Consider the following 24017-nt stretch of genomic DNA (forward strand, 5'->3'; position numbering starts at 1 on the left):
CTGGCTCCGGCATCATTATGCTGAGTCTTCAGTCTCCGTTACGCAGACCAGCGCAGAAAGACGGGTTAAACGATGTTTTTTCGTGTATCGTCAAATTATTCATTATAAATCAACGATGAAGTATTAATGAGCTATCAGGTTCTTGCCCGTAAGTGGCGCCCCCAAACTTTTGCCGACGTCGTCGGACAGGAACATGTGCTGACCGCACTGGCTAATGGCCTGTCGCTCGGGCGCATTCATCATGCCTACCTGTTTTCCGGTACCCGTGGCGTGGGGAAAACCACCATTGCCCGTCTGCTGGCGAAAGGGCTTAACTGCGAAACCGGCATCACTTCCACGCCGTGCGGCGTGTGTGATAACTGCCGTGAGATCGAGCAGGGCCGTTTCGTCGACCTGATTGAAATCGATGCCGCCTCCCGTACCAAAGTTGAAGATACCCGCGAATTGCTGGACAACGTCCAGTACGCACCGGCGCGCGGCCGCTTCAAAGTTTATCTGATTGACGAAGTGCACATGCTCTCGCGCCACAGCTTTAATGCGCTGTTGAAAACGCTGGAAGAGCCGCCTGCGCACGTCAAATTCCTGCTGGCGACCACCGATCCGCAGAAATTACCCGTCACGATTTTATCGCGTTGTTTGCAGTTCCATCTGAAAGCACTGGATCCGGAACAAATCCGCAAACAGCTCGAAAATGTATTAACTCAGGAAGCCATCGCTACTGAGCCACGTGCGCTTCAGCTGCTTTCCCGCGCTGCCGACGGCAGTATGCGTGATGCGCTGAGTCTCACCGATCAGGCGATTGCGATGGGGCAGGGCGCGGTCACCACAGAGACCGTGGCGCAAATGCTCGGTACGCTCGATGACGAACAGCCGCTGGCGATGCTTGAGGCGCTGGTCAGCGCCGACGGCGGTCAGATGATGGCGCAGGTGGAGCAGGCAGCCTCACGCGGCGTGGATTGGGAAAATCTGCTGGTAGAAACGCTGGCACTTTTGCACCGCATTGCGATGGTTCAGCTGTTGCCGTCAGTGCTCGACAACCATTACGCCGCCATCGAACAACGTTTGCGTGAACTGGCTCGCGTGATCCCGCCTGCCGACGTTCAGCTTTACTACCAGACATTACTGATTGGCCGCAAAGAGCTGGCGTATGCGCCGGATAAACGCATGGGTGTCGAAATGACGCTGCTGCGCGCGCTGGCCTTCCACCCGAAAGTGATTATTGCTGAACCGGCTCCGCAGCCGGTCGCTGCACCGGTCGGTCAGGCATCGCCTGCTCCTGCGGGGCATGCACCACGCGCCGTGCAGGCGCAACAGCCGTCAGCGCAACAATTTAATAATGATTCACCTCCGCCACACGGCAGCGCGGAACCGGCGTCGATGCCGGATTCCACCGCCCAGCTCTTGCAGGCGCGAACACAATTACTCAGGCAGCAGGGGAGTACCACCCCAAAAAAAGCTGAGCCGGCAGCGCCAGGAAAAGCGCGGCCGGCAAACTCAGCACTGGAGCGTCTCGCTTCGGTGACTGAACGTGCGCAAACCCTGGCCAGCGTGAAGAAAGAACCCGCGGCGCCGGTAAAAGAAGAAGCGTACCGCTGGAAAGCGTTGACGGAGCCGGAAGAATCGCCGGAACCGATCGCGACGCCGAAAGCGTTACGGACAGCGCTGGAGCATGAAAAATCCCCGGAACTGACGTCCCGTCTGGCAGAAGAAGCCATAGAGCGTGACGAATGGGCGGCAGAAATCAGCCGCTTAACCATTCCGAAGCTGGTTCAGCAACTGGCGCTGAATGCTTATCGCGAACAGCCAGAACCTGGCAAGATTTGCCTGCATCTGCGTTCATCGCAAAAGCATCTCAATTCGCCGTCGGCGCAGAAAGTGCTGGCGGATGCCTTATCGGGGCTGCATCAGACACCGGTTGAACTCACCGTGCTGGAAGATGATAATCTGGCGGTGAAGACGCCACTGGAATGGCGACAGGCCATTTACGAAGAAAAACTGGCGCAGGCGCGTCAGTCGATCATTGCGGATAACAACATTCAGACGCTGCGCCGTTTCTTCGACGCAGAACTGGATGAAGAAAGTATCCGCCCAATTTAAACGCCGCGACGTTAGCGCGGCCATTGCTGAGAGAGAAGACTATGTTTGGAAAAGGCGGCATTGGTAACCTGATGAAACAGGCCCAGCAAATGCAGGAAAAAATGCAACAGGCTCAGGCTGAGATCGCGCTGATCGAAGTCACCGGTGAATCGGGCGCTGGTCTGGTCAAAATCACCATCAACGGTGCGCATAATGTGCGTCGCGTTGAAATCGATCCAAGCCTGCTGGAAGACGACAAAGACATGCTGGAAGACTTGATCGCTGCGGCGTTCAACGACGCAGCACGTCGTATCGAAGAAACTCAGAAAGAAAAAATGGCAGCCGTTTCTGGCGGCATGCAGTTGCCACCAGGCTTTAAGATGCCGTTCTGATGCAAACCAGCCCACTCCTTGAATCATTAATGGAGGCGTTGCGTTGCCTGCCGGGCGTTGGCCCGAAGTCAGCGCAGCGTATGGCATTCCAGCTGTTGCAGCGGGATCGCAGCGGCGGAATGCGGCTGGCGCAGTCGTTAACGCGTGCGATGTCTGAAATTGGCCACTGTGCCGATTGCCGTACTTTCACCGAGCAGGAAATCTGTACGATCTGCGCCAATCCACGGCGTAAAGAGAACGGCCAGATTTGCGTGGTAGAAAGCCCGGCAGACATTCATGCGATAGAACAAACCGGTCAGTTCTCCGGTCGCTATTTTGTGCTGATGGGCCACCTGTCACCCCTTGATGGCATCGGGCCGGATGACATTGGTCTGGGCCGCATGGAAGAGCGTCTTGAAAGCGAAAGCATTCAGGAAGTCATCCTTGCGACTAACCCGACGGTTGAAGGTGAAGCCACCGCCAACTATATCGCTGAGATGTGCGGCCAGTACGGCGTCCTGGCGAGCCGCATCGCGCACGGTGTGCCGGTTGGCGGCGAGCTGGATATGGTGGATGGCACCACGCTGTCACATTCCCTCGCCGGGCGGAATCCCTTCAAGTTCTGACTGTTATAGATCGGGTGCTGATCACCGCACCCGGTTTACTTTCTGCCGATCCCTTCGGCATTTCTTCGTAAAAATTTCTTCTTATGCTTGAAAAGCCACGCCTCTAACCCCACTTATTCCTCAACGTCTGATTTGGTCAATAACAGTATCTGGATTGAGGTAATTTGATGAGTATGAAAGGACAAGAGACACGCGGATTCCAGTCTGAAGTAAAACAACTTCTCCATCTGATGATCCATTCTCTGTATTCAAACAAAGAAATTTTCCTGCGTGAGTTGATCTCCAACGCTTCCGATGCGGCTGACAAACTTCGCTTTCGCGCGCTGTCCACCCCTGAGCTGTATGAAGGCGACGGCGAACTGCACGTGCGTCTGGCGTTTGATAAAGAAAAACGCACCCTGACCCTGAGCGACAACGGTATCGGCATGACCCGCGATGAAGTGATCGATAACCTCGGGACTATCGCGAAATCCGGCACCAAAGCGTTCCTGCAGTCTGTCGGTTCTGAGCAGGCGAAAGACAGCCAGCTGATCGGCCAGTTTGGTGTCGGTTTCTACTCTGCCTTTATCGTGGCGGACAAAGTGACCGTACGCACCCGCGCCGCCGGTGCCAGCGCGGAAGAAGGCGTGTTCTGGGAATCTGCCGGTGAAGGTGAGTACACTCTGGCCGACATCGAGAAAGCCGATCGCGGGACTGAAATTACCCTGCATCTGCGCGCAGATCAGGATGAGTTCCTGGATGACTGGCGCGTGCGCTCCATCATCAGCAAATATTCTGACCACATTGCGCTGCCGGTTGAAGTGGAAACCCGCAACGAAGAAGACGGCACCGTCACCTGGGAACAAATCAACAAGGCGCAGGCCCTGTGGACCCGTGGTAAAGCCGAGGTCACCGACGAAGAATACGTCGAATTCTACAAGCATATCTCCCATGATTTCAGCGATCCGCTGAGCTGGAGCCACAACCGCGTTGAAGGTAAGCAGGAATACACTAGCCTGCTGTACATCCCTTCGCAGGCGCCGTGGGATATGTGGAATCGCGATCACAAACACGGTCTGAAACTCTACGTGCAGCGCGTGTTCATCATGGACGAAGCTGAGCAGTTCATGCCGAACTACCTGCGCTTTGTGCGTGGTCTGATCGATTCCAACGATTTGCCGCTGAACGTGTCCCGTGAAATCCTGCAGGACAGCCGCATCACCCAGAACCTGCGCAGTGCGCTGACCAAACGCGTCCTGCAAATGCTGGAAAAACTGGCGAAAGATGACAACGAAAAATACCTGCAATTCTGGAAACAGTTTGGTCTGGTATTGAAAGAAGGTCCGGCAGAAGACGGCGCGAACAAAGAAACTATCGCTAAACTGCTGCGTTTCGCCAGCACCCGCAACGACAGCAGCGAGCAGACATTGTCGCTGGAAGAGTATGCGGCGAGCATGGTGGAAGGTCAGGACAAGATCTATTACATCACCGCCGACAGCTATGCCGCCGCGAAGAGCAGCCCGCATCTGGAACTGTTCCGCAAAAAAGGCATTGAAGTCCTGCTGTTGTCTGACCGCATCGACGAATGGATGATGAGCTATCTGACCGAGTTCGATGGCAAAGTCTTCCAGTCGGTCAGTAAAGCCGATGATTCGCTGGATAAACTGGCCGACGAAGAAACGGAAGAGCAGAAAGAAGCGGAAAAAGCGCTGGAGCCGTTCGTCGAGCGTGTGAAATCTCTGCTGGGCGACCGTGTGAAAGAAGTGCGTTTGACGCATCGTCTGACCGACACCCCAGCCATCGTCACCACCGGTGCCGATGAAATGACCACGCAGATGGCAAAACTGTTTGCTGCGGCCGGTCAGGATGCACCAGAAGTGAAATACATCTTCGAACTGAACCCTGATCACGCACTGGTGAAACGCGCCTCTGACGTGGCGGACGAAGCGCAGTTTGGTGAGTGGATCGAACTGCTGCTGGATCAGGCGCTGTTCGCAGAACGCGGCACGCTGGAAGATCCAAACCTGTTTATCCGTCGTATGAACACCTTGCTTCAGGCATAAACACTGTAAATAAAACTAAAAAAGGCGTCGCGAAAGTGACGCCTTTTTTATATTAATTAATTAATGATATTCCTAAGTGATCTGTTTAAATAAAATTCTGCTTTCTGTGAAATGTTTCACACTGTATTTCTAATATATATCGATTTTAATTGTTTTTTTATCTAAGGATGTTTTTATATTCGCATTTTTTGTTTGATGTGGCTTTTGTTGCCGTGGTTAAATAAATGAGGTATTAATTAACAATAAGGATTTTGTATGTTATCACCTCAAAGATTACCTCAGCCTATAATCAGGCATCGTGGCTATTTTTCATCTTTTCGTGGTGGGCTTTCTGATATTGGCGTGCTAAAGAATTCCTCTCAGCCTGAAAATACATTGATTTATCCTGGTTCTATGCGTGGTAAATACAAAACTGGTTTGAATGATTCGGTATATTGTATTGGTGATGGTTTTGAAAGTGAACTTATCGTTACGATTTATGAGCAATTGTCGAAACGTGGAATAATATTGTATTTAAAAGAAAATTCGCGGATAAAAGGTGTGCTGGACGATATTGTTTCTTTCCTCGCGTCTTTTGATGAAAATTCCGGAAAGCGTATTTTTGTCACGTTTACTGGTGGCGCAACGCTTTCGAGAAATATACTAGCTAGTCAGGTGTTGAATATTATTTCCCCAGTAAACGTCATAAACGTTACCTGGAATACGTGGCATCTGTTGCCCAATAAATGGCGTTGTTTCCATACGTGTTGGGTAGTCAGACTTGATTTGAACAGCGGTAATGTCAGTTCTTTTGAAACAAGCTTTTCTGAATTGAATTACTTTGTTAATCAAAATAATTTTCTAATAAAATCCAGGTTGCTCAGGGAGCAGAGAAGTAAGGCATTTATTGACGACTGGTTTCGCCGTCACCCCCAAATGTCCTCGTCAAAAAGTCGTGTTACAGAATTAATTTCAGATAAAACTTCGGGTTACTGTTATACGTTTTTACAGCCTCAAAATGATATCGAGTCATACATCTTTGTTTATTATCCACATACTATGACGGACTTCAGTGAGGAAGGAATTGCTCAGATGCTTGATACCAAAGAAGTGGCTTTCGTTATTCTTTACCCGTCAAATAAAATAGTCTTGCCCAAAGGTCCTGAAATCAGTGTCGGGAATGAGTCTATCTCTGGTTTTCAGAATGAGCCGTCGACGAGTTACACTCTTACCCACCGTAAAGTCCCACGACCCGCAGCAAATACGCCGGCAGTACAAAATAGAGCTCGCTCAACTTCTATCCTGCCAGCACTTCATTTTACGATCACCGAAAGCGCTACTTTTAAAGAGCAACTTGCTATCTTGCAATCAATTAAATCCGGGATGTTCCAGGCTGCATTGGCCAAGATTGAATCTATCCGTCAGGATCTGCAAAGTGGACGTTTGCCGGAAAAAACAGTGGCTGGTTATTATGTGAGTGATGTTACGGGACTGGGTGGAACCGGACGAGGTGCGTGGCGGTTATTAATTGAGCGCAAAGGCAATGTGCTTAACCTTTACTGTATCGCCGACTACCACCAAAACCGTTGGCGAGTCTGGAGTTAAGCTGTCATAACGTGGGCTGATACTGTGGGCTTTCTTGAGGTAACATCGCCTTTAATGGTAAGGTCATCGCCTCAGAACGGCATAAACAAAATCCAAATGTATGGGGAACTACGCAATGCGTATCATTCTGCTGGGGGCTCCTGGCGCTGGTAAAGGAACACAGGCTCAATTCATCATGGAGAAATTTGGTATTCCACAAATTTCTACCGGCGATATGTTGCGCGCTGCTGTTAAGGCCGGAAGTGAACTCGGCAAGAAAGCAAAAGAGATTATGGACGCCGGTAAACTGGTGACGGATGAACTGGTTATCGCACTGGTGAAAGAACGCATTCAGCAGGAAGATTGCCGTAACGGTTTCCTGTTAGATGGTTTTCCTCGCACTATTCCGCAAGCCGATGCTATGAAAGACGCGGGTATCAAAGTCGATTACGTTCTGGAATTCGACGTGCCTGACGAACTGATCGTGGATCGCATCGTGGGTCGCCGCGTGCACCCGGGCTCTGGCCGCGTGTACCACATTCAGTACAATCCGCCAAAAGTGGAAGGTAAAGACGATGTGACCGGCGAAGACCTGATCACCCGTAAAGACGATCAGGAAGAAACCGTGCGTAAACGTCTGGTGGAATACCATGAGCTGACAGAGCCACTGGTGTCCTACTACGGTAAAGAAGCAGAAGCCGGCAATACTAAGTACGTCAAAATTGACGGCACCCAGCAGGTTTCTGCCGTGCGTGACGAACTGGCGGCAATCTTAAGCTGATTCGTACTGTATCTGTTCAGCCAACGGGGTGACTTCGGTCACCCCGTTTGTTTTTCAACCATTCCCTGCCAGAAACAGCCACAATTCGCATTGATAGCCACTGCCGTTGTTCCGATCCTCTTTGTTTTCGTTACAATGACGTGCGCCTCTTTCTGATTCTTCGTAAACGGAAGCGCCCATATTTTTCACCCTGGCTTCAACGCCATCAATTTAGGATATTCAGCATGACGCAGACCAAATTCGGGGTTCTTCTGGTTAATCTCGGGACGCCGGAAGCACCGACTCCGCAGGCCGTGAGAAAGTATCTGGGTGAGTTTTTGAGTGATATCCGCGTCGTGGATACCCCGCGTTTGCTGTGGTGGCCAATCCTGAATCTGGTGATTTTGCCTCTGCGTTCTCCGCGCGTATCAAAACTGTATAAGTCAGTGTGGATGGAAGAAGGCTCGCCGCTGATGGTCTTCAGCCGTCGTCAGCAAAAAGCGCTGGCCGAACGCCTGCCGGGCACGCCCGTTGAATTGGCGATGAGCTACGGTAAGCCGGGAATGAAAGATCCGATCGAAAAATTGCTGGCTCAGGGCGTCACCAAAATGGTTGTTCTGCCGCTGTATCCGCAATATTCGTGTTCCACCAGCGCTGCCGTGTTTGACGGCGTGGCGCGCGTGCTGAAATCCCAGCGTCGCCTGCCTTCAATCAGTTTTATCCGCGATTACGCTACCCATCCGGCGTACATCTCCGCACTGAAAGCCAGCATCGAACGCTCTTTCGCGCAAAACGGCGTACCTGACCGTCTGGTCTTGTCGTTCCACGGTATTCCGAAACGTTTTGTGGCAGAAGGCGATGATTACGAACAGCGCTGCCGTGACACTGCGCAGGCGCTGACCGACGCGCTGCAACTGCCGACCGGCAAAATCATGCTGACCTTCCAGTCGCGCTTTGGTCGCGAGCCATGGCTGACGCCGTACACTGACGAAACGCTGAAAGGCCTTCCGGCTCAGGGCGTTAAGTACATTCAGATTATCTGTCCGGGCTTTGCCTCAGACTGTCTGGAGACGCTGGAAGAAATCAAAGAAGAAAACCGTGAGATTTTTATTCATGCAGGCGGCGAGCGCTTCGAATATATTGACGCCTTAAACGACCAGCCGGAGCATATCGATCTGCTGCAACAACTGGTCACTCAGCACTTCTGACAGAAGGCTGAGTTTTTTGAATTTCCCGAGAATAACGAATGAAATTTCCTGGTAAGCGTAAGTCTAAACACTATTTTCCGGTCAGCGCGCGCGACCCTTTATTACGTGATTCTATGCTGCAGGAGATGCAGCCAGAATCCGAAAGCGGCGCGTCTTATATCGTCGGTATCGACCAGACGATGGTGGATATCGAAGCGCGCGTGGATGAACATTTTGTCGCCCGCTACGGGCTAACGCCCGGCGAGTCCAATATTCTGGATGATGAAATGTCGGAAGCGCTGTACCAGGAACTGATGCTAAATGCGCTGATTACTCATCAGTTCGCTGGCGGTACCGTCGGCAATACGCTGCACAACTATTCCGTGCTGGCCGATGACCGTTCGGTGCTGCTCGGCGTGATGTGTAATAACGTTAAGATTGGCGATTACGCCTACCGCTATCTGTGTAATACCTCCAGCCGCGTGGATCTCAATTTCCTGCAGGGCGTGGACGGCGCGATTGGCCGCTGCTTTACGCTGATCAGCGACACCGGAGAACGTACGTTTGCCATCAGTCCCGGCAAGATGAACGGTCTGAAAGCTGAAAGCGTACCGGAAGACGTGATCGCTGGCGCCTCTGCGCTGTTGCTGACGTCCTATCTGCTGCGCTGCAAACCCGGTGAGCCGATCCCCGAAGCAACAATGCAGGCGATTGAATACGCGAAAAAATATCATGTGCCGGTGGTCTTAACGTTGGGGACGCAATATGTGATCGCCGATGATCCACAGGCCTGGCGCGATTTTCTGCGCGACCACGTGTCGATTCTGGCGATGAATGAAGACGAAGGTTTTGCGCTGACCGGACTGAAAGATCCGCTGATGGCGGCCGACAAGGCGCTGGAATGGGTCGATCTGGTGTTATGCACCGCCGGGCCGAACGGCCTGTTTATGGCGAGCTACACCGAAGAGGCCTTCAAACGCACCACCCAGCATCCGCTGTTGCCGGGCGCAATTGCCGAATTCAACCAGTATGAATTCAGCCGTGCAATGCGTCGTGAATGCTGTGAGCAGCCGCTGAAGATTTTCTCCCACATCGCGCCGTACATGGGCGGACCGGAAAAAATCATGAACACTAACGGTGCCGGAGATGGCGCGCTTTCCGCGTTGCTGCATGATATTGCTGCGAACGGGTTCCACCGAACCTCGGTACCGAACTCCAGTAAACATTCCCGCGAATACCTGACCTATTCGTCGCTGGCGCAGGTGTGTAAATATGCTAACCGCGTCAGCTATCAGGTACTGAATCAGCATTCACCGCGCCTGACGCGTGGCTTGCCTGAGCGTGAAGACAGTCTCGAAGAGAGCTACTGGGAACGTTAAGTGAAAAGGGCAGGGGGCCTCAATTGAAGAGCACCCCCTGCGCATGAATCCTGTTTACCCTGCCTGAACCTGATTACGGCCTGACGTTTTCGCGCGATACAGTGCGTCATCCACACGTTTAAACAGGCTGGTAAAATCCTCGCCCGCTTCATACTGCGCCACACCTACGCTCACCGTCAGCGCAGGCAGCTCCGGCCGGGATAATTGCTCTACGGCTTCGCGCAAATCCTCAGCGACGTGCATCGCGCCCTCCAGCGGCGTTAGCGGCAGTAAAATTAAAAACTCCTCGCCGCCCCAGCGAAATACCGTATCGCTCTCGCGGATGCCGGTTTCCAGCGTTCGCGCCAGCATGACCAGCGCATCATCGCCGGTATTGTGGCCATGCTCATCGTTTATCGCCTTAAAGTGATCGGCGTCCACCAGCATCAGGCTGAAATTGTGTGTTCGCTGCGGATTCTGCGTCCGCGCATTTTCTACCAGCTGCATGAACTGACGGCGGTTGCCCAGCCCGGTCAGCGGATCGCGCAGTGCCGCGTGTTCCAGCTCCTGCTCCAGACGCTTCTGCTCGGTGATGTCGTGAATGATGCACAGCATCAGCCGTACGCCATTCACCTCCACCGGACCGGCATAGGTCTGGACGTGGCGCAGATTGCCGTCAGCCAGTTTATGCACGAACGTCAGCGGCTTGTGTCCACCGGGCAGCCGGGCGATTTCATGCATCACCGGCAGCACATCCATGCCCATCGCATTGATTTCCCAGGTATGTTTGGTGCACATCTCGTCGCGCGTATATCCGTAAAAGCGTGTCGCCGCCTGATTCGCATCGACAATCAGACCGTTGTTGACCGGATCGATGAGCAACATCGGCGCGGTATTGGTCTGGAACAGCCGTTCGTAAAAACCACTTTCATCACGACGATAAGGCGTGGCGCTCGGAGTGGGCATCGGCACATTGGCGGCGGACGTGTGTGCGCCTTCGAAAACGATGGCGGCTTCGTTCGTGTCCAGCTGGACCGAAGACAGCCTGCAGCTCAGTGGGAAAGCGCGGCCTTCCTTGTGGATCGTCCAGATTTCGACGATCTGATCGCCTTTTGCCAGATTCGGCAAATAGGACTCGAGGGACAACTGAGAATGAACGGAGAACTGGCCGTTGCGCAGCGGCCCGAGCAGACTGTTGCCTGCGAGGTTTCTGGCCGCCGTATTGGCGAAAAGGATGTGCTGGCTGTGCGCCGAAACAACCCAGACCGGCGTACTCAAAATGTTTAACGTTTCCAGATGGGTTAACAACATTGCGCCTACCGAACTCAATTTGGCATAGCAACAGAGTACAGCGAATTGAACTGATTGGGGGTTTTTTATCTGGGGCAGGGTGAGGGGAAATGTCAGAATTTAAAACGGGCGCAGGAATAAACTGCGCCCGCCATTATTGATGAAATCAGACCGGGCAAAACGGCCGTTTTTCATCTTCGGTCATAATATCGATTTGTAACATATCCAGCATGCTGTTGGCGATTTCACGTTCTCCCATCACCACGCGATCTGCGCCGCGCTCCATGATGTACGTCACTTCGTCATCGTAATGCGCACGGGCAATGATCTCAATATTCGGCCGCCTGGTGCGCGCTGACGCGACGATTTCACCGGCTTCGTAACCGTTAGGGATAGTCACCAGCAGCCAGCGGGCGCAGTCGAGACGCGCCAGATCCATGATTTCCTGATTGGCGGCGTTGCCCAGAACCGTGCTGATCCCTTGCTCGCGCAGCGCTTCGACTCGCGGACGGGAATTTTCGATCACTACCAGCGGGATGCCGGCGGCCTGAAGTTTCTCGCCCAGCAGGCTGCCGACGCGGCCATAACCTATCAACAGCGCGTGATTGCATAAATCAAACGGGATCTGTTTTTCGTCTTCCACCGCTTCTTCGACGCTTTGATCTTCGATGGTCTCGGTCTTCGCCAGATATTTTTCCAGCAGTGTAAACAGCAGCGGGTTAAACATAATCGACAAAATCGCCCCCGCCAGCACCAGATTCCGACCCGGCTCGGACAGCAGCCCCAGAGAGATCCCAAGCCCCGCCAGAATAAATGCGAATTCGCCAATTTGCGCCAGACTGACTGAAATTGTCAGCGCGGTTCGCTTCGAGTGCCCGAACATTTTCACCAGTAAGAAGGCGGCGATGGATTTGCCGAACACGATAATCGCCAGTGTGGCGATCACGGTCAGCGGCTCGCGCACCAGAATCATCGGATCAAACAACATCCCGACCGACACGAAAAACAGCACGGCAAACGCATCGCGCAGTGGCAGAGTGTCATGCGCCGCCCGCTGACTCAGTTCGGATTCGTTCAGCACCATCCCGGCGAAGAAGGCGCCCAGAGCGAAAGAGACGTCAAAGAACTCGACCGCGCCGTACGCGATACCCAGCGCCAGCGCCAGAACCGACAGCGTGAACAGTTCGCGCGAACCGGTACTGGCGGTTTTCGCCAGGATCCACGGCACTACGCGACGCCCGACCACCATCATCAACGTCATAAAGGCCACGACTTTACCGATGGTGACAGCCAGCTCAATCAGCAGTTCGGTCGGGCTGGCGTGATGGCTTTCCAGCATGCCGCTGAAGGCCGGTAACAAGACCAGCGTCAGTACCATCACCAGATCTTCAACAATCAGCCAGCCGATGGCGATTTGTCCGCGCTGGCTTTCAATTAACTGCCGCTCTTCCAGAGCGCGCAGCAGCACCACGGTACTCGCGGTAGACAGACACAGCCCGAACACCAGCCCGGTGGCGAGATCCCAGCCCATAAGGCGTGATAATCCCATTCCCAGCAGCGTCGCTACTGCGATTTGCGCTACAGCGCCGGGAATGGCGATCGCCTTTACGGCCAGTAAATCTTTTAAAGAGAAATGCAGACCAACGCCAAACATCAGCAATATCACGCCGATTTCAGCCAGTTCGGGAGCAAGAGAGGTATCAGCAACAAAGCCTGGTGTAAATGGCCCGGCCAGAACGCCTGCGGCGATATAGCCAACCAAAGGGGAAATACGTAAACGATTGGCGATCATGCCAAAAATAAAGGCCAGTACCAGGCCACCGACAATCGTGGTAATCAAGGGCGTAGAATGATGCATTCAGACTCCTTCTGGTTATGCTCAGGGCGATATGTTGCAGATTGTTTCTAAGTTTATGGTAAAAATCATTTCTGCGTTGAGGAATTTTGGCCTTTTTGCAGTAAATCCCCAACAGAGAACAAAAAAAATCTGAACAGATGATTTAAATGGGTTTTATCGGGCAGAACTCAAGCAGAGAGGGGATTGGATGCTGCCGATATTCTGAGTATCGGCAGCATAAGTCGGGAGATTAGGTCTCTTTACGTTCTAAATTCGGCAGGAAAGCGGTAAATATCCCAAGCAACGGAAGGAAGGCACAAATCTGATACACCAGTTCGATACTGGTGATATCCGCCACATAGCCCAGCACCGCCGCGCCCAGCCCGCCCATGCCAAAAGCCAGCCCGAAGAACAGGCCGGATACCATGCCGACTTTTCCCGGCATCAACTCCTGAGCAAATACCAGAATGGCTGAAAAGGCCGAGGCCAGAATGACGCCGATAATCACGCTCAGCACGCTGGTCCACATAAGATTGGCGTGCGGCAAAAGTAGTGTAAATGGCGCGACACCGAGAATTGATGCCCAAATGACGTATTTGCGCCCAATCTTATCACCCACAGGCCCGCCGATGATCGTGCCCGCCGCGACCGCAAACAGGAATACGAACAGGTGGATCTGTGCACTCTGCACCGAGACGCCAAATTTGTGGATCAGATAAAAGGTGTAATAGCTGCTGATACTGGTTAGATAGAAATACTTCGAGAACACCAGCACCAGCAAAATACCCAGCGACATCGCCACCGTCCGGCGCGGGAGTACGGTTATCGTATTTTTCACCGGGCCGCGTTTTTTGGCGATCAGATTTTGCTGGCGATACCATTTGCTGATTTGCAGCAGCACAACAATACCGAGCAACGCCGCCAGCGAAAACCACGCAACGTTGCCTTTGCCGTAAGGCGCGATAATCAGCGCAGCGAGCAACGGGCCGAGGGAGCTGCCGAAGTTACCGCCCACCTGAAACAGCGATTGCGCCAGCCCGTGACGTCCGCCGGAGGCCATGCGCGCCACGCGGGATGATTCCGGATGAAACACCGAAGAACCGGTCCCTACCAGCGCCGCCGCCAGCAGTACCACCGGGAAACTCTGCGCTGCCGCCAGCAACAGCAGGCCGGAGAGCGTAAAGCCCATGCCGATGGGCAGCGAATAGGGCTGCGGATGTTTATCGGTGTAATAGCCGATCAGCGGTTGCAGCAGCGACGCGGTGATCTGGTACGTCAGGGTGATCATCCCTATCTGGGTGAAACTGAGCGCAAATTCATTTTGCAGCAAAGGATAAATCGCCAGGATCAGCGACTGAATCATGTCATTAAGCAGATGAGAAACGCTGATCGCCGCCAGAATAGAAAACGCAGTCTTTTTGACTGCGTCTTTCTGCGGGCTTCCCGGCGTTGCCGTGTTATCGGTCATAGCAGGTAAACCTTATTATCGCCGTCATACTTCAAGTTGCCGATGCCTGGGTCGCCTTCCTGCAACTCAAATTATTTAGAGGATAAGACAATGTGATTGGGGGTCAGTCGACTTTAGCTATCTCAGCAAACTGGCCTTTCAGTAAACGGCAAAGATCGCCTGCCGCCAGTTCAATATCAAGCCCGCGTTTACCACCTGAAACATAAATAGTGGAAAACGTCTGCGCCGGGCTATCGATCACCGTCGGCAGCAATTTTTTTTGCCCGAGCGGGCTGATGCCGCCAACCAGATAACCGGTCACGCGTTGGGCGATCGCCGGATCCGCCATGTCGGCTTTTTTCGCGCCGAGGGCTTTGGCGACTTTCTTCAGATCCAGCATCGAGGCTACCGGCGTCACGGCAACGGCCAGGTTTTTGGCGTCGCCGTTGAGGGAAACCAGCAACGTTTTGTAGACCTGACGCGCATCCAGCCCAAGCTTTTTCACGGCTTCGTCGCCAAAGTTAGTTTCGTCGCTGCTGTGCTCGTACGGATGAAGAGTGAAGCTGACTTTATTTTTTTCCAGAAGAAGTACCGCTGGGGTCATGATCTTTCATCTCTGATTACTTTTTTGTTCGAAAAATCGTCGGCAGTTCAATTCGATGAAATTAAACAATAAAGTATGATTATTAAGCGAGTGAGAAATAGTAGTGCAATGAATGGTTATTGCCAAGACCCAGCGCAGGTTGTTACCCTGTGCCCGCCGGTGCCGTGTCCGCAAAGACTGGCACTGTAGCTATAAAAATAAAATGAAATTCCTCTTTGACTGGCCGGCCTAAACACCGGCCATTTTTTTGATCTCCTCAAACTTAACATCAAACCCATCCTGGCTTTTCTTTTGAAAAGGGAAGGCGGACGCACAGGCTTCAAACAGAAGGGGAGACCAGGTTGGGTTTGATTCTTGCCAAATAAGGATGCGGGCTGTCGATATCTACACTTTCTTATCTGCCAGCAAGTCCGGCAAATTTCCCTCGCCGTACAAATGCAGCGCGCCAACGGCGACCACATAATTTCCCGGCGGAAGATCGGACAGTTGTTGTTTCCAGCGCACATTACGCTGATTCATCAGCACATCGTACAGCTCACTGCTGAAGGTGTTAGGTAACTGATCCAACGTTGTCACCGGCTTAGTATCCAGCCACCAGCTGATCATAGTTTGTAGCAAGCGGGCGTTGGTGTGCCAGTGCGTCAGGGTATCTTCCAGCAGTCCCAGACCGTTGTCGGGAAGTTGCTGCAACAGCGCAAACTGTTCCTGCGGACCCTCCAGCTCAATGACCGGCATGCTCTGCTGTTTGGCATTTTGCAACAGCTGATAATCAATACCGTAATTTCCGCGTAATCCGAGGCGCTGTGCCTGCGTCGCCTGTAACATCAGCGCGACCTGCCACGATGGCAGCGGGTTGAGCGTCCACATCGACACACCCAGCTCTTCGCATAACTTTTCGACGTGCAGATACTGTGCTTCGGGCAGCCGTTCGGCCAGCGGCGGAAATTCGCCGGACATTTCGAAAGGGGATTCGGATCCGCTGATATCCGCTTCGACAATCAATGCATCGGCTTTTTGCATACGGCGCAACAGCTGCGCTGGGAGCGGCTGCATGTCCTGCGTGCCCATATGGATGCTGCCGACCAGATGCAGGGAGCGGTGGCCTGGAAGCTGAATATCAATGGCGGGATAAGAATACTCGACGGGAAGCAGCCTGCGTAGCCAGCTGAATGTCTGTTTAAAAAACTGTGCCATATAGCATGGTCTCCCGAAAAATGAGAGACCATGCTATCGCGTCAGACGTTGGGCGAACAGAGGAAACGTCTTGTTTTTTAGGCCTGTTTTTTTGGCGTGAATCTTAAAAGCCGGTTGGCATTTGCCACCACGGTGATGGAAGACAGCGCCATCGCCGCACCGGCAATCACCGGGCTGAGCAGGGTGCCGGTCAGCGGATATAAGACACCGGCGGCGATAGGAATGCCAATCACGTTGTAGATAAATGCCCCAAACAGGTTCTGTTTCATGTTGCGCAGCGTAGCCTGCGACATCGCCAGTGCGTCGGCGACGCCGTGCAGGCTCGGGCGCATCAGGGTGATGGCGGCGGTTTCAATCGCCACATCGCTGCCACCGCCCATCGCAATACCGACGTCCGCCTGCGCCAGCGCTGGCGCATCGTTAATCCCATCGCCAATCATCGCCACCTGTTGCCCTTTGGCCTGTAACGCTTTGATGGCGTCGGCCTTTCCGTCCGGCCGTACACCGGCAATCACCGTATCAATACCTGCCTGCGCCGCAATCGCCTGCGCGGTGCGCGGGTTGTCGCCGGTCAGCATCACCAGCTGGTAGCCGAGCTGATGCAGACGCTGCAACGCCCCGACGCTGTCTTCACGCAGCGGATCGCGCAGGCCGAACAGCGCCGCCATCTGCCCGTCGACCGCCAGCAGAACCGGTGTCGCGCCTTGCTTTGTCATCTCATTAAGCAATCCATCAGCCGCCTGAGCATCAACGCTATTTTCCTGCATGAGCGCCTGATTGCCCAGCAGCAGCGTTTTGCCTTCGACGTCGCCGCGTAAACCCAGACCGCCAAGCGTGCGGAAGTTTTGCACTTCAGGAAGTGTCTGGCCTTGTGCTTTTTCGACAATGGCCTGCGCCAGCGGATGATGAGAGCCCTGTTCCAGCGCGGCAGCAAAGCGAAGCGCCTCGGGTTCGCTGATGCCGCCAAAGATATGGATATCCGTCACTTTTGGCTGGCCTTCGGTCAGCGTCCCGGTTTTGTCAAAGACCAGCGTCGAGAGTGTACTGGCCTTTTGCAGCGCATCGGCATCACGTACCAGCACGCCGAACTCCGCGGCACGCCCGACACCGGCGGTAATAGACATTGGTGTGGCGAGTCCCAGCGCACAAGGACAGGCGATGATAAGCACTGTTGTGACAATAACCAGCGTGTACATCAGCTGTGGCTGGGGGCCGAAGAAGTACCAGAGCGCGCCGCTGAACAGCGCGAACAGCACCACGGCAGGGACAAACACGGCAGAGATTCTGTCCGCGAGTTTACCTATCTCCGGCTTGCTGCTTTGCGCTTCACGCACAAGTTTGATAATGCGCGAAAGCGTAGTCTGGCTGCCGATAGCGTCTGCGCGAAACAGCACGCTGCCGTCCTTTACCAGCGTTCCGGCATGCACTTTTTCGCCCTGCGATTTTTGCTGCGGGACAGGTTCGCCGGTCAACATCGCCTCATCCATCCAGGCTTCGCCGCTCTGTATTTCGCCATCAACCGGCACACGATCGCCGGTGGTCAGACGCAGCGTCATACCTTGCTCAACATTTGCCAGCGGGATAGATTTTTCTCCCTGATCTGTAACCACACGCGCGGTCGGCGGGGTGAGATCAAGAAGACGTTCAAGAGCCTGTGAAGACCGCTGGCGCCCGCGTTGTTCCAGCGCGTGGCCGAGATTGATCAGGCCGATGATCATTACGCTGGCTTCGTAATAAAGATGGCGTGCCTGCATGGGGAAGGCGTCCGGCCACAGGCTGACGGCGAAGGAGAACGCCCACGCCGCACCGGTACCGAGTGACACCAGCGTGTCCATGTTGGCGCTACCGTGCATCAGGCTTTTCCACGCGCTGCGATAGAAATGACCGCCCGCGATCACCATGACAGCCAGCGTCAGAACGCCGACAATAAGCCAGCCGGTCTGATTTGTGGCGGTGACCATCATTTCACCGCCCAGTAATCCCCATAACATCAGCGGAATACCGGCAGTCAGACCGACGGCGGCCTGCCAACTGAAGCGGATCATGCTGCTGCGCGCGGTTTGCTGCTGGCGCTCGCGACGTTTGGTTTCATCAATAATAATTTCAGCACCGTAACCGGCACGTTCAACGGCGGCAACCAGAGCCGCCTGATCGGCGTCGCCGCTGACCAGCGCGCTACGTTCTGCCAGATTGACCCGTGCCCGTTCGACGCCGGTCACGCCTTCCAGCGCCCGCTGTACTTTACTGACGCAGCTGGCGCAGCTCATCCCGCTGAGCAACAGCTGTACGCTGTCATCAGTGGCAGGAATTTGTGCCGGAACGGGTGACGCAGCCGCTGACAGGGGTTCCGGCAAAACACTCGCCTTATCGGTCAGCGGCTCAGATTTTGGGGATGGATCCTCCAGCAGTTGCGCCTCATAGCCAGCGTTCACCACGGCGTCGATCAGAGTCTGGCTGCTGACATCGCCTGTGACGATAGCTTTGTCGAGAGACACTTCCACCGCTGTGGTGCCTTCCACGGCTTCCAGCGCCTTACGCGTCGAAGCGACACAATGTCCGCAGGATAAACCTTGCAGGGATAAAACGGTTGTTGTCATGATGATTTCCTTTTTGTCTTGACCCGATAGTGAACTTTCATTAGTTATAGAGGATAAACCTTCCAGCAAGGGGAAGGTCAAGCGTTTAATTTACTGATTTAAAAGGATTTATAAAATCAGTGTCCACATAGCGACCACACTTCGATATAAAGCCCGCATTTTTGCGGGCTTTTCTTTGGCAAAAAAAACCAGCGCAGAGGCTGGTTTAGTTGTCATGCAATTACATTAGGAAGGTTTGCTGACCTTGCGAAGTAGGGTGAGGCATCACTGCGTTGATATGCCCCGGCTTCATAATTGAGCCGTCAAATGACTCCATTGTCTTGAAGGTATGGCCACAATTTATGTTCTGGCATTGGTTATAACGTTCCTTGGTGTTCTCACTCAGGTAACGGCTGGAACGGGTATGTGCAGCGTATTTGCAGATTGGACAATGGAACATGATCACCACCTCAATGAATCACTTTAAGATGCGTTGATTTTAACCATTAAATTCATTTAAAACAAATAGTTAAGAAATATAGTGGTCATTCCTCCTGTATGTCAAACTCTACGTCTGAAAGCCTCACCTCAAGGTCTAGTGACGTCGTGTAGCCACTATTACTGAGTGAGTGAATCACCTTAGCGATAATCCATGACTGCTCGTCTATGACGCGCTTAAACCCTTTAACCTGCACCGGCGTTTCAGGATATAAATCTGCGCGCCCCATGGCGAGACTAATGGAGAACTCCGCCAGACCGCGTTGCAACTTATCCCACTTTGCCGCCGCTGCGCGCATGGCCTGCGCTTTGCTGGCATAGATAGTGGTCAGTGCAAAAACGTTATCCGCCTCACCGGCCATGTATTCACCTTCTTTGGCTTCGGGTGTTTTGACTGCCGATGCTTTGGCTTTAACCGGTTTCGCTTTGGGGTGTTGCAGTGCGCGCAGTTGTTTAAACTTGGGCTTTCGCTGAATTTTAACCTTTTGCTTTTTGGGCTTAGGGTCTTTGGTATGCAGCCATTTAGCCGTTACGCCGGTGTATGCGCCCCGGTCAGCAATGGCGAACTGATGCCGGTCACCGTCGGCGCGTTCAATCGTCATGGCCGGTATAGGTTTACCGCTGACGGTGGTGCCGCTCCCCGCTTTCAGAAAAAGTAACTTACCGGCTTTCACCGAAACATCCGCGCCGTTGCGCGTGGCCAGACGGGTTAAAAACTTGGCGTCAGATTCCTGAGACTGGTCGATGTGCGGAATACTGATGGCATTCAGTTGCGTGGCCACGCTGGCCGTCAGCTTATTACGCGCGGCGATTTGCTCAACCACCTGACCGAGCGTGGTGTCATGGTAGGACATTTCACGCCGTGAATTCAGAGTGCCGCGAAAGTCAGCGCTGCGCGCCCGGATAGTCAGCGTATCCGGCGCGCCACGGTGTTCAATCTCATCCACCGTAAATTCCCCCTTACCCAGCAGTGCCGAGCCCTGCCAGCCCAAGAACAGGGAGAGAACCGCACCGCGCGGCGGCATTTCTACCTGTCCGTCGCTGTCGTCCAGCTCAATATCGAGCTGGTCAGCCTCAAATCCGCGATTATCGGTCAGCGTCAGCGACAACAGCCGGGCGCTGATGTCCTGCGTAATATCATTGCCCGCCTGCGTCAGCATAAATGCCGGTGCCAGCGTTGCCCCTGCGTCAACCGTCAGCCCCGTTATCATGACAGCACTCCCTGCGCGGCCGCACTGGCCTTATTCAGCAATCCGTCAGCCTGCTGCTGCAAATCACCAAACATGGCGGTCAGGGACTCATCCACGCGCGTGAGCGTCAGCGTAAACTCAATGCTGCGCGCGCTGCCGTCGGCAAAGAATTGACTGCGGGTTTCACTGAGACTCTCCACGACGAACATCCCATAAATTGTGCCCGAGCCCTCCAGCAGCGGCCACGCCTTACCCTCATTGGCCATCTGGTTGAGTACCAGCAGGGACAGTCTTCCGCCGGTAATTTCAGGCATCAACACACCTGATAGGGTGATTTTCTCCTCGTTCACGCCGAGAAATTGCAGTGCGGGACGCTGGCCAATACGGCTGTTTGACGGCCAGCGGTAATCAACGCTGCGTTGCAGGCTTTGATAAGGGACGGTTTGTAGCTGAAACACAAATAACCCAAGCGCTAACATCATGCGAAATTCTCCTTAATCGTATCCAAGGCGGGAGCGCAGCTCAGCCCGGCGCTGACGTTCGCGGGCGTCCAGTGCGTCAATCACTTGACGGCTGGTATCCTGCGCACCCATTCCGGCACCCACGGAAATCTGGTAGTTGTTTTTGCTGTTGTCGGTATAGCTTCGGCCACCGCCTGCGGATACCGGGGCATAGCCGCCGCCGAGCAGGCCACCCGGCGGTAAAGACTGCGGCTCGCGCCCGGCATCATTTTTCGCGCGCTGCTGCGCTTTGTCAGCGTTCTTATCCAGATCGGCAGATTCATCTTTGATAAGGCCAAGCTTGTTTAGCAGCCAGTCCACGCCCTCCCGAAGTTTATTGAACGCCCGCAGCGGCGCGGTAAGCGCATTGGCCACCGCCTGTCCGAACAGCACACCGGCATTTTTGCAGCCGTCGAGGGTTTCCTTCGTGGACTTCACCGGCGCAACCAAATCTTTGAACCATTGCCAGACCGCTTTAAGTTTCTCTCCCAGCCATTCAAAGACCGGTTTAAGCGGGGCAAAGAGCTCTTTTACCGGCGCAAACGCCACGCCCAGCCCCTCAACCACACCGGCGAAAAAGGCGCTGATAGGCTCCCAGTATTTACGGATGAGCAGCGCGCCGGCCACGATGGCCAGACCGACGGCAACGACAGGCCAGGTGATCGCTCCAAGCGCGGTCACAATGGTTGCTCCCGCCGTGCTGAACGCCACGCCCAGCGTACCGGCAACGGCGATAATCGCGTTTACCCCGGCAATGACCGGCCACGCGATGAGGCCAATACCGCCCAGCACGCCAAGGATCGCCAGCGCGCCGGTGGTCACTGCAAACAGGGTTTTTGTCAGCTCCGGGTTTTCCTTCGTCCATTGGCCGACCTGGCCGAGCCACTCGGTTACGGAGGTGGTCAGGCGTCGCAGCGCGGTGTCCTGCTTTTCGAAAACCTCAATCTGCAAATCTTCCCACGCCGAAGCGAGGTTTTTTAAATCGCCGTCGAGGTTGTCGGTCTGGACTTTTGCAATACGCTCCGTGGTGCCGGATGAGTTTTGTATCGCATTGCGCTTCGCGTCGAGACTGCCGTTTCCGGCTGCGGCCACCAGCTTGACCGCGCCTTTCATGGCTTCTTCACCGAAGATGACTTTCAGGTATTCCGCTTTTTGCGCCGTACCGAGCTTATTTTTTTTAAACGACTGGTTGATGGATTTAAGGATTTTCTCGACCGGCAGCATGTCCCCTTTGCCGTCGCGCGTTTTCACCCCCAGCTCGTTGAGCGCCGCAGGAGACTGTCCCACCGGTGCCTGCAGTCGGCTGAAAATAGCACTCGCGCCGGTACCGGCCATTGAGCCTTTGATGCCGTTATCCGCAAGAATGCCCAGCAAGGCGGTGGTGTCCTCAATGCTGGCACCCGCCGCCTCCGCGATAGGGGCGACGTATTTCATTGCTTCACCCAGCTCAATCAGGCCGGTGTTCGACGAGGTAAAGCCCTTGGTCATGACATCTGCGACACGCTCAATCTGCGTGGTCGGCAGGTTAAACGCAGACTGCATATTGGTGATGATGTCTGCCGCCTCGGCAATATCGACATCCGCCGCAAGGCTGAGGTTGACCGTCGAACCCGTCGCCGCCAGCACCGAATCAGCGTCATACCCGGAGCGAGCAAGCGTGGTCTGCGTGCGGGCAACGTCGCCCGGAGAAAACGCCGTTGTCGCACCAATATCGCGCGCCTGTTTGCGGATTTGGCCGAGCTTTTCCTCGCCCTTATTCAAACCGAGAATGGCCTGCGTTCCTGACATTTGTTTGTCAAAGCCGATGCCCGGCGCAATAAATTTAGCCTCACCGTACAGACCAGCGGCGGCAACGCCCACACCGGCCATCCCCGCACTGCGCGCCCCGGAGGCCAGCCGCTGACCCGACTCATAACGATTTTTTACCGCGTTAAGTTTCGCCTGCTGCGCGCTGACCCGAGCCAGAGCCTCCCGTTGACGATTAAGCTGTGCGTTAGTCTCACTCAGCGAGGTGCGCAGTCGGCGCTCGTCGGCTGACAAATTACGGGTATTGATACCCGCATGCGACAGCTCCTGTCGCTGACGCTGAACGGACTGCCGCAGGCCGTTGTATTTGAGATGAAGTTCGGAGGCCGTGCGCTTGGCCGCTTTCATTGCCTGCGTCTGCGCGCGCGTAGGATTGGCGGTGTTTCTAAACTGGAGGGCAAGCGCGGCGGCTTCCTGCTTGGCGTTTTTTAGTGACTGGCCGGTGACGGCAAGCTGTGCGCTCGTTTTACGAAACCCCTCAATCTGCCCGGCTTGGGTGTTTAGCTGCCTGATGGACTGTTGGGTGGTTCGGATTTCCTGAGACAGCGACTTGCTCGCTGTCTGGATGGATTTAAACTGGCGGGTCGCTTGGTCAACAGCCTTGAGTAAAACCTGCAATGTCACATTGTTACTCATTGGCGTGTCCACTTCGTTCGTGCGCTTTAGCGCGCCATGTGACGAGCTCGGGAAGGCTCAGCGGATAGAGTTCTGACGGTGGCCAGTGAAAGACCACCGCCACGTCGGCCATCAGGTCATCAACCGACAGCCGCGGTGGAAACGTCAGCGTTCCGAATTCGGCAACAAAAAATTAATCACCTTTCCGGCCAGCCCGACCATATCCGGCAGCGACAGCGCGGCGCACTCCTCTTTTGTCAGCGTCGGGTAGGTGATGCGCGGCAGAACCATCAGTAGCGCGTCCACGTTTGAGCTGGCCACGTCGGCCAGACTGACGCCGCGTAGCGCACCGGCGTTCGGGCGGATCACGTTTACTTCGGTGATAAGGGTGTCGCCGCGTTTGATAGGCGTATCCAGCGTAACGACGTTGGCGTTTTCTTGGTTGTTGTCTGCGGTAACTGTGTCGGTCTTTTTCAT

General features: G+C 54.3%; 20 protein-coding genes and 1 other annotated feature. Of the genes, 8 read left to right on the forward strand and 12 right to left on the reverse strand.

The genetic code is table 11. The annotated features are described in order from the left end of the window. Nucleotides 1-126: 126 nt before the first annotated feature. The 8 genes from dnaX to ACMHLI_RS02480 all read left to right on the forward strand — a co-directional run bounded on the left by dnaX (nucleotide 127) and on the right by ACMHLI_RS02480 (nucleotide 10004). On the forward strand, nucleotides 127-2097 hold the full coding sequence (gene dnaX, locus ACMHLI_RS02445; RefSeq protein ID WP_413528101.1) for a DNA polymerase III subunit gamma/tau: 1971 nt from the start codon (nucleotides 127-129) through the stop codon (nucleotides 2095-2097). Next, nucleotides 1430-1494, forward strand: a sequence feature (DnaX frameshifting element). It overlaps the preceding gene by 65 nt. A gap of 41 nt (nucleotides 2098-2138) precedes the next feature. Beyond that, nucleotides 2139-2468: a YbaB/EbfC family nucleoid-associated protein gene (locus ACMHLI_RS02450; RefSeq protein WP_413528102.1), complete on the forward strand. Its 330-nt coding sequence runs from the start codon at nucleotides 2139-2141 to the stop codon at nucleotides 2466-2468. Continuing rightward, a complete protein-coding gene (recR, locus tag ACMHLI_RS02455) occupies nucleotides 2468-3073 on the forward strand; it encodes a recombination mediator RecR (RefSeq protein ID WP_112168662.1) in 606 nt (201 codons plus the stop codon). The genes ACMHLI_RS02450 and recR overlap by 1 nt, the downstream gene beginning before the upstream one ends. 173 nt (nucleotides 3074-3246) lie before the next feature. Further along, on the forward strand, nucleotides 3247-5115 hold the full coding sequence (htpG, locus tag ACMHLI_RS02460) for a molecular chaperone HtpG (RefSeq protein ID WP_413528291.1): 1869 nt from the start codon (nucleotides 3247-3249) through the stop codon (nucleotides 5113-5115). 255 nt (nucleotides 5116-5370) lie between these two features. Further along, nucleotides 5371-6699 (forward strand): hypothetical protein, encoded by a 1329-nt coding sequence (locus tag ACMHLI_RS02465; RefSeq protein WP_413528103.1) that lies wholly within the window; start codon nucleotides 5371-5373, stop codon nucleotides 6697-6699. A gap of 115 nt (nucleotides 6700-6814) precedes the next feature. Further along, on the forward strand, nucleotides 6815-7459 hold the full coding sequence (gene adk, locus ACMHLI_RS02470) for an adenylate kinase (protein ID WP_112168660.1): 645 nt from the start codon (nucleotides 6815-6817) through the stop codon (nucleotides 7457-7459). 224 nt (nucleotides 7460-7683) lie between these two features. Beyond that, nucleotides 7684-8646, forward strand: coding sequence for a ferrochelatase (hemH, locus tag ACMHLI_RS02475; protein ID WP_413528104.1), 963 nt, complete (start codon nucleotides 7684-7686; stop codon nucleotides 8644-8646). 38 nt (nucleotides 8647-8684) lie between these two features. Continuing rightward, nucleotides 8685-10004 carry an inosine/guanosine kinase gene (locus ACMHLI_RS02480; protein ID WP_413528105.1) on the forward strand — a complete coding sequence of 440 codons (1320 nt, stop codon included), beginning with the start codon at nucleotides 8685-8687 and terminating at the stop codon, nucleotides 10002-10004. 54 nt (nucleotides 10005-10058) lie between these two features. On the opposite strand, the gene ACMHLI_RS02485 is transcribed toward ACMHLI_RS02480, so the two are convergent. From ACMHLI_RS02485 to ACMHLI_RS02540, 12 genes are all read right to left on the reverse strand, one after another. Continuing rightward, complete coding sequence (locus ACMHLI_RS02485; RefSeq protein ID WP_413528106.1) at nucleotides 10059-11294, reverse strand: GGDEF domain-containing protein; 1236 nt, start codon at nucleotides 11292-11294, stop codon at nucleotides 10059-10061. 145 nt (nucleotides 11295-11439) lie between these two features. After that, a complete protein-coding gene (ybaL, locus tag ACMHLI_RS02490; protein WP_413528107.1) occupies nucleotides 11440-13131 on the reverse strand; it encodes a YbaL family putative K(+) efflux transporter in 1692 nt (563 codons plus the stop codon). 229 nt (nucleotides 13132-13360) lie between these two features. Continuing rightward, entirely contained in the window at nucleotides 13361-14578 is a 1218-nt protein-coding gene (locus tag ACMHLI_RS02495; RefSeq protein WP_413528108.1) for an MFS transporter, read from the reverse strand. Nucleotides 14579-14681: 103 nt separating this feature from the next. Beyond that, nucleotides 14682-15161, reverse strand: coding sequence for a Cys-tRNA(Pro)/Cys-tRNA(Cys) deacylase YbaK (gene ybaK, locus ACMHLI_RS02500; RefSeq protein ID WP_413528109.1), 480 nt, complete (start codon nucleotides 15159-15161; stop codon nucleotides 14682-14684). A gap of 384 nt (nucleotides 15162-15545) precedes the next feature. Beyond that, complete coding sequence (locus ACMHLI_RS02505) at nucleotides 15546-16355, reverse strand: TraB/GumN family protein (RefSeq protein ID WP_413528110.1); 810 nt, start codon at nucleotides 16353-16355, stop codon at nucleotides 15546-15548. 77 nt (nucleotides 16356-16432) lie between these two features. Next, on the reverse strand, nucleotides 16433-18952 hold the full coding sequence (gene copA, locus ACMHLI_RS02510) for a copper-exporting P-type ATPase CopA (protein ID WP_413528111.1): 2520 nt from the start codon (nucleotides 18950-18952) through the stop codon (nucleotides 16433-16435). A gap of 220 nt (nucleotides 18953-19172) precedes the next feature. Then, entirely contained in the window at nucleotides 19173-19391 is a 219-nt protein-coding gene (locus ACMHLI_RS02515) for a DNA-binding transcriptional regulator (protein WP_413528112.1), read from the reverse strand. A gap of 85 nt (nucleotides 19392-19476) precedes the next feature. Continuing rightward, entirely contained in the window at nucleotides 19477-20640 is a 1164-nt protein-coding gene (locus ACMHLI_RS02520) for a phage late control D family protein (protein WP_413528113.1), read from the reverse strand. Then, nucleotides 20637-21101: a phage tail protein gene (locus tag ACMHLI_RS02525; protein ID WP_413528114.1), complete on the reverse strand. Its 465-nt coding sequence runs from the start codon at nucleotides 21099-21101 to the stop codon at nucleotides 20637-20639. The genes ACMHLI_RS02520 and ACMHLI_RS02525 overlap by 4 nt, the downstream gene beginning before the upstream one ends. 12 nt (nucleotides 21102-21113) lie before the next feature. Then, nucleotides 21114-23561 carry a phage tail tape measure protein gene (locus tag ACMHLI_RS02530; RefSeq protein ID WP_413528115.1) on the reverse strand — a complete coding sequence of 816 codons (2448 nt, stop codon included), beginning with the start codon at nucleotides 23559-23561 and terminating at the stop codon, nucleotides 21114-21116. Then, a complete protein-coding gene (locus ACMHLI_RS02535; protein WP_238485070.1) occupies nucleotides 23554-23709 on the reverse strand; it encodes a GpE family phage tail protein in 156 nt (51 codons plus the stop codon). Before ACMHLI_RS02535 ends, ACMHLI_RS02530 begins: the two co-directional genes overlap by 8 nt. Further along, complete coding sequence (locus ACMHLI_RS02540; protein WP_413528116.1) at nucleotides 23706-24017, reverse strand: phage tail assembly protein; 312 nt, start codon at nucleotides 24015-24017, stop codon at nucleotides 23706-23708. The genes ACMHLI_RS02535 and ACMHLI_RS02540 overlap by 4 nt, the downstream gene beginning before the upstream one ends.

It is taken from the genome of Rahnella inusitata (genome assembly GCF_965118895.1).
In the GTDB taxonomy this organism is placed as follows: domain Bacteria; phylum Pseudomonadota; class Gammaproteobacteria; order Enterobacterales; family Enterobacteriaceae; genus Rahnella; species Rahnella inusitata_A.

Bases quoted from the DNA above. Each gene is read 5' to 3' on its own strand.
- ACMHLI_RS02465 (WP_413528103.1), top strand. From the start codon at position 5,371: ATGTTATCACCTCAAAGATTACCTCAGCCTATAATCAGGCATCGTGGC.
- ACMHLI_RS02525 (WP_413528114.1), bottom strand. From the start codon at position 21,101: ATGATGTTAGCGCTTGGGTTATTTGTGTTTCAGCTACAAACCGTCCCT.
- ybaL (WP_413528107.1), bottom strand. From the start codon at position 13,131: ATGCATCATTCTACGCCCTTGATTACCACGATTGTCGGTGGCCTGGTA.
- ACMHLI_RS02505 (WP_413528110.1), bottom strand. From the start codon at position 16,355: ATGGCACAGTTTTTTAAACAGACATTCAGCTGGCTACGCAGGCTGCTT.
- ACMHLI_RS02515 (WP_413528112.1), bottom strand. From the start codon at position 19,391: ATGTTCCATTGTCCAATCTGCAAATACGCTGCACATACCCGTTCCAGC.
- copA (WP_413528111.1), bottom strand. From the start codon at position 18,952: ATGACAACAACCGTTTTATCCCTGCAAGGTTTATCCTGCGGACATTGT.
- ACMHLI_RS02530 (WP_413528115.1), bottom strand. From the start codon at position 23,561: ATGAGTAACAATGTGACATTGCAGGTTTTACTCAAGGCTGTTGACCAA.
- adk (WP_112168660.1), top strand. From the start codon at position 6,815: ATGCGTATCATTCTGCTGGGGGCTCCTGGCGCTGGTAAAGGAACACAG.
- ACMHLI_RS02480 (WP_413528105.1), top strand. From the start codon at position 8,685: ATGAAATTTCCTGGTAAGCGTAAGTCTAAACACTATTTTCCGGTCAGC.
- dnaX (WP_413528101.1), top strand. From the start codon at position 127: ATGAGCTATCAGGTTCTTGCCCGTAAGTGGCGCCCCCAAACTTTTGCC.
- hemH (WP_413528104.1), top strand. From the start codon at position 7,684: ATGACGCAGACCAAATTCGGGGTTCTTCTGGTTAATCTCGGGACGCCG.
- htpG (WP_413528291.1), top strand. From the start codon at position 3,247: ATGAAAGGACAAGAGACACGCGGATTCCAGTCTGAAGTAAAACAACTT.
- ACMHLI_RS02495 (WP_413528108.1), bottom strand. From the start codon at position 14,578: ATGACCGATAACACGGCAACGCCGGGAAGCCCGCAGAAAGACGCAGTC.
- ACMHLI_RS02450 (WP_413528102.1), top strand. From the start codon at position 2,139: ATGTTTGGAAAAGGCGGCATTGGTAACCTGATGAAACAGGCCCAGCAA.
- recR (WP_112168662.1), top strand. From the start codon at position 2,468: ATGCAAACCAGCCCACTCCTTGAATCATTAATGGAGGCGTTGCGTTGC.
- ACMHLI_RS02485 (WP_413528106.1), bottom strand. From the start codon at position 11,294: ATGTTGTTAACCCATCTGGAAACGTTAAACATTTTGAGTACGCCGGTC.
- ybaK (WP_413528109.1), bottom strand. From the start codon at position 15,161: ATGACCCCAGCGGTACTTCTTCTGGAAAAAAATAAAGTCAGCTTCACT.
- ACMHLI_RS02540 (WP_413528116.1), bottom strand. From the start codon at position 24,017: ATGAAAAAGACCGACACAGTTACCGCAGACAACAACCAAGAAAACGCC.
- ACMHLI_RS02520 (WP_413528113.1), bottom strand. From the start codon at position 20,640: ATGATAACGGGGCTGACGGTTGACGCAGGGGCAACGCTGGCACCGGCA.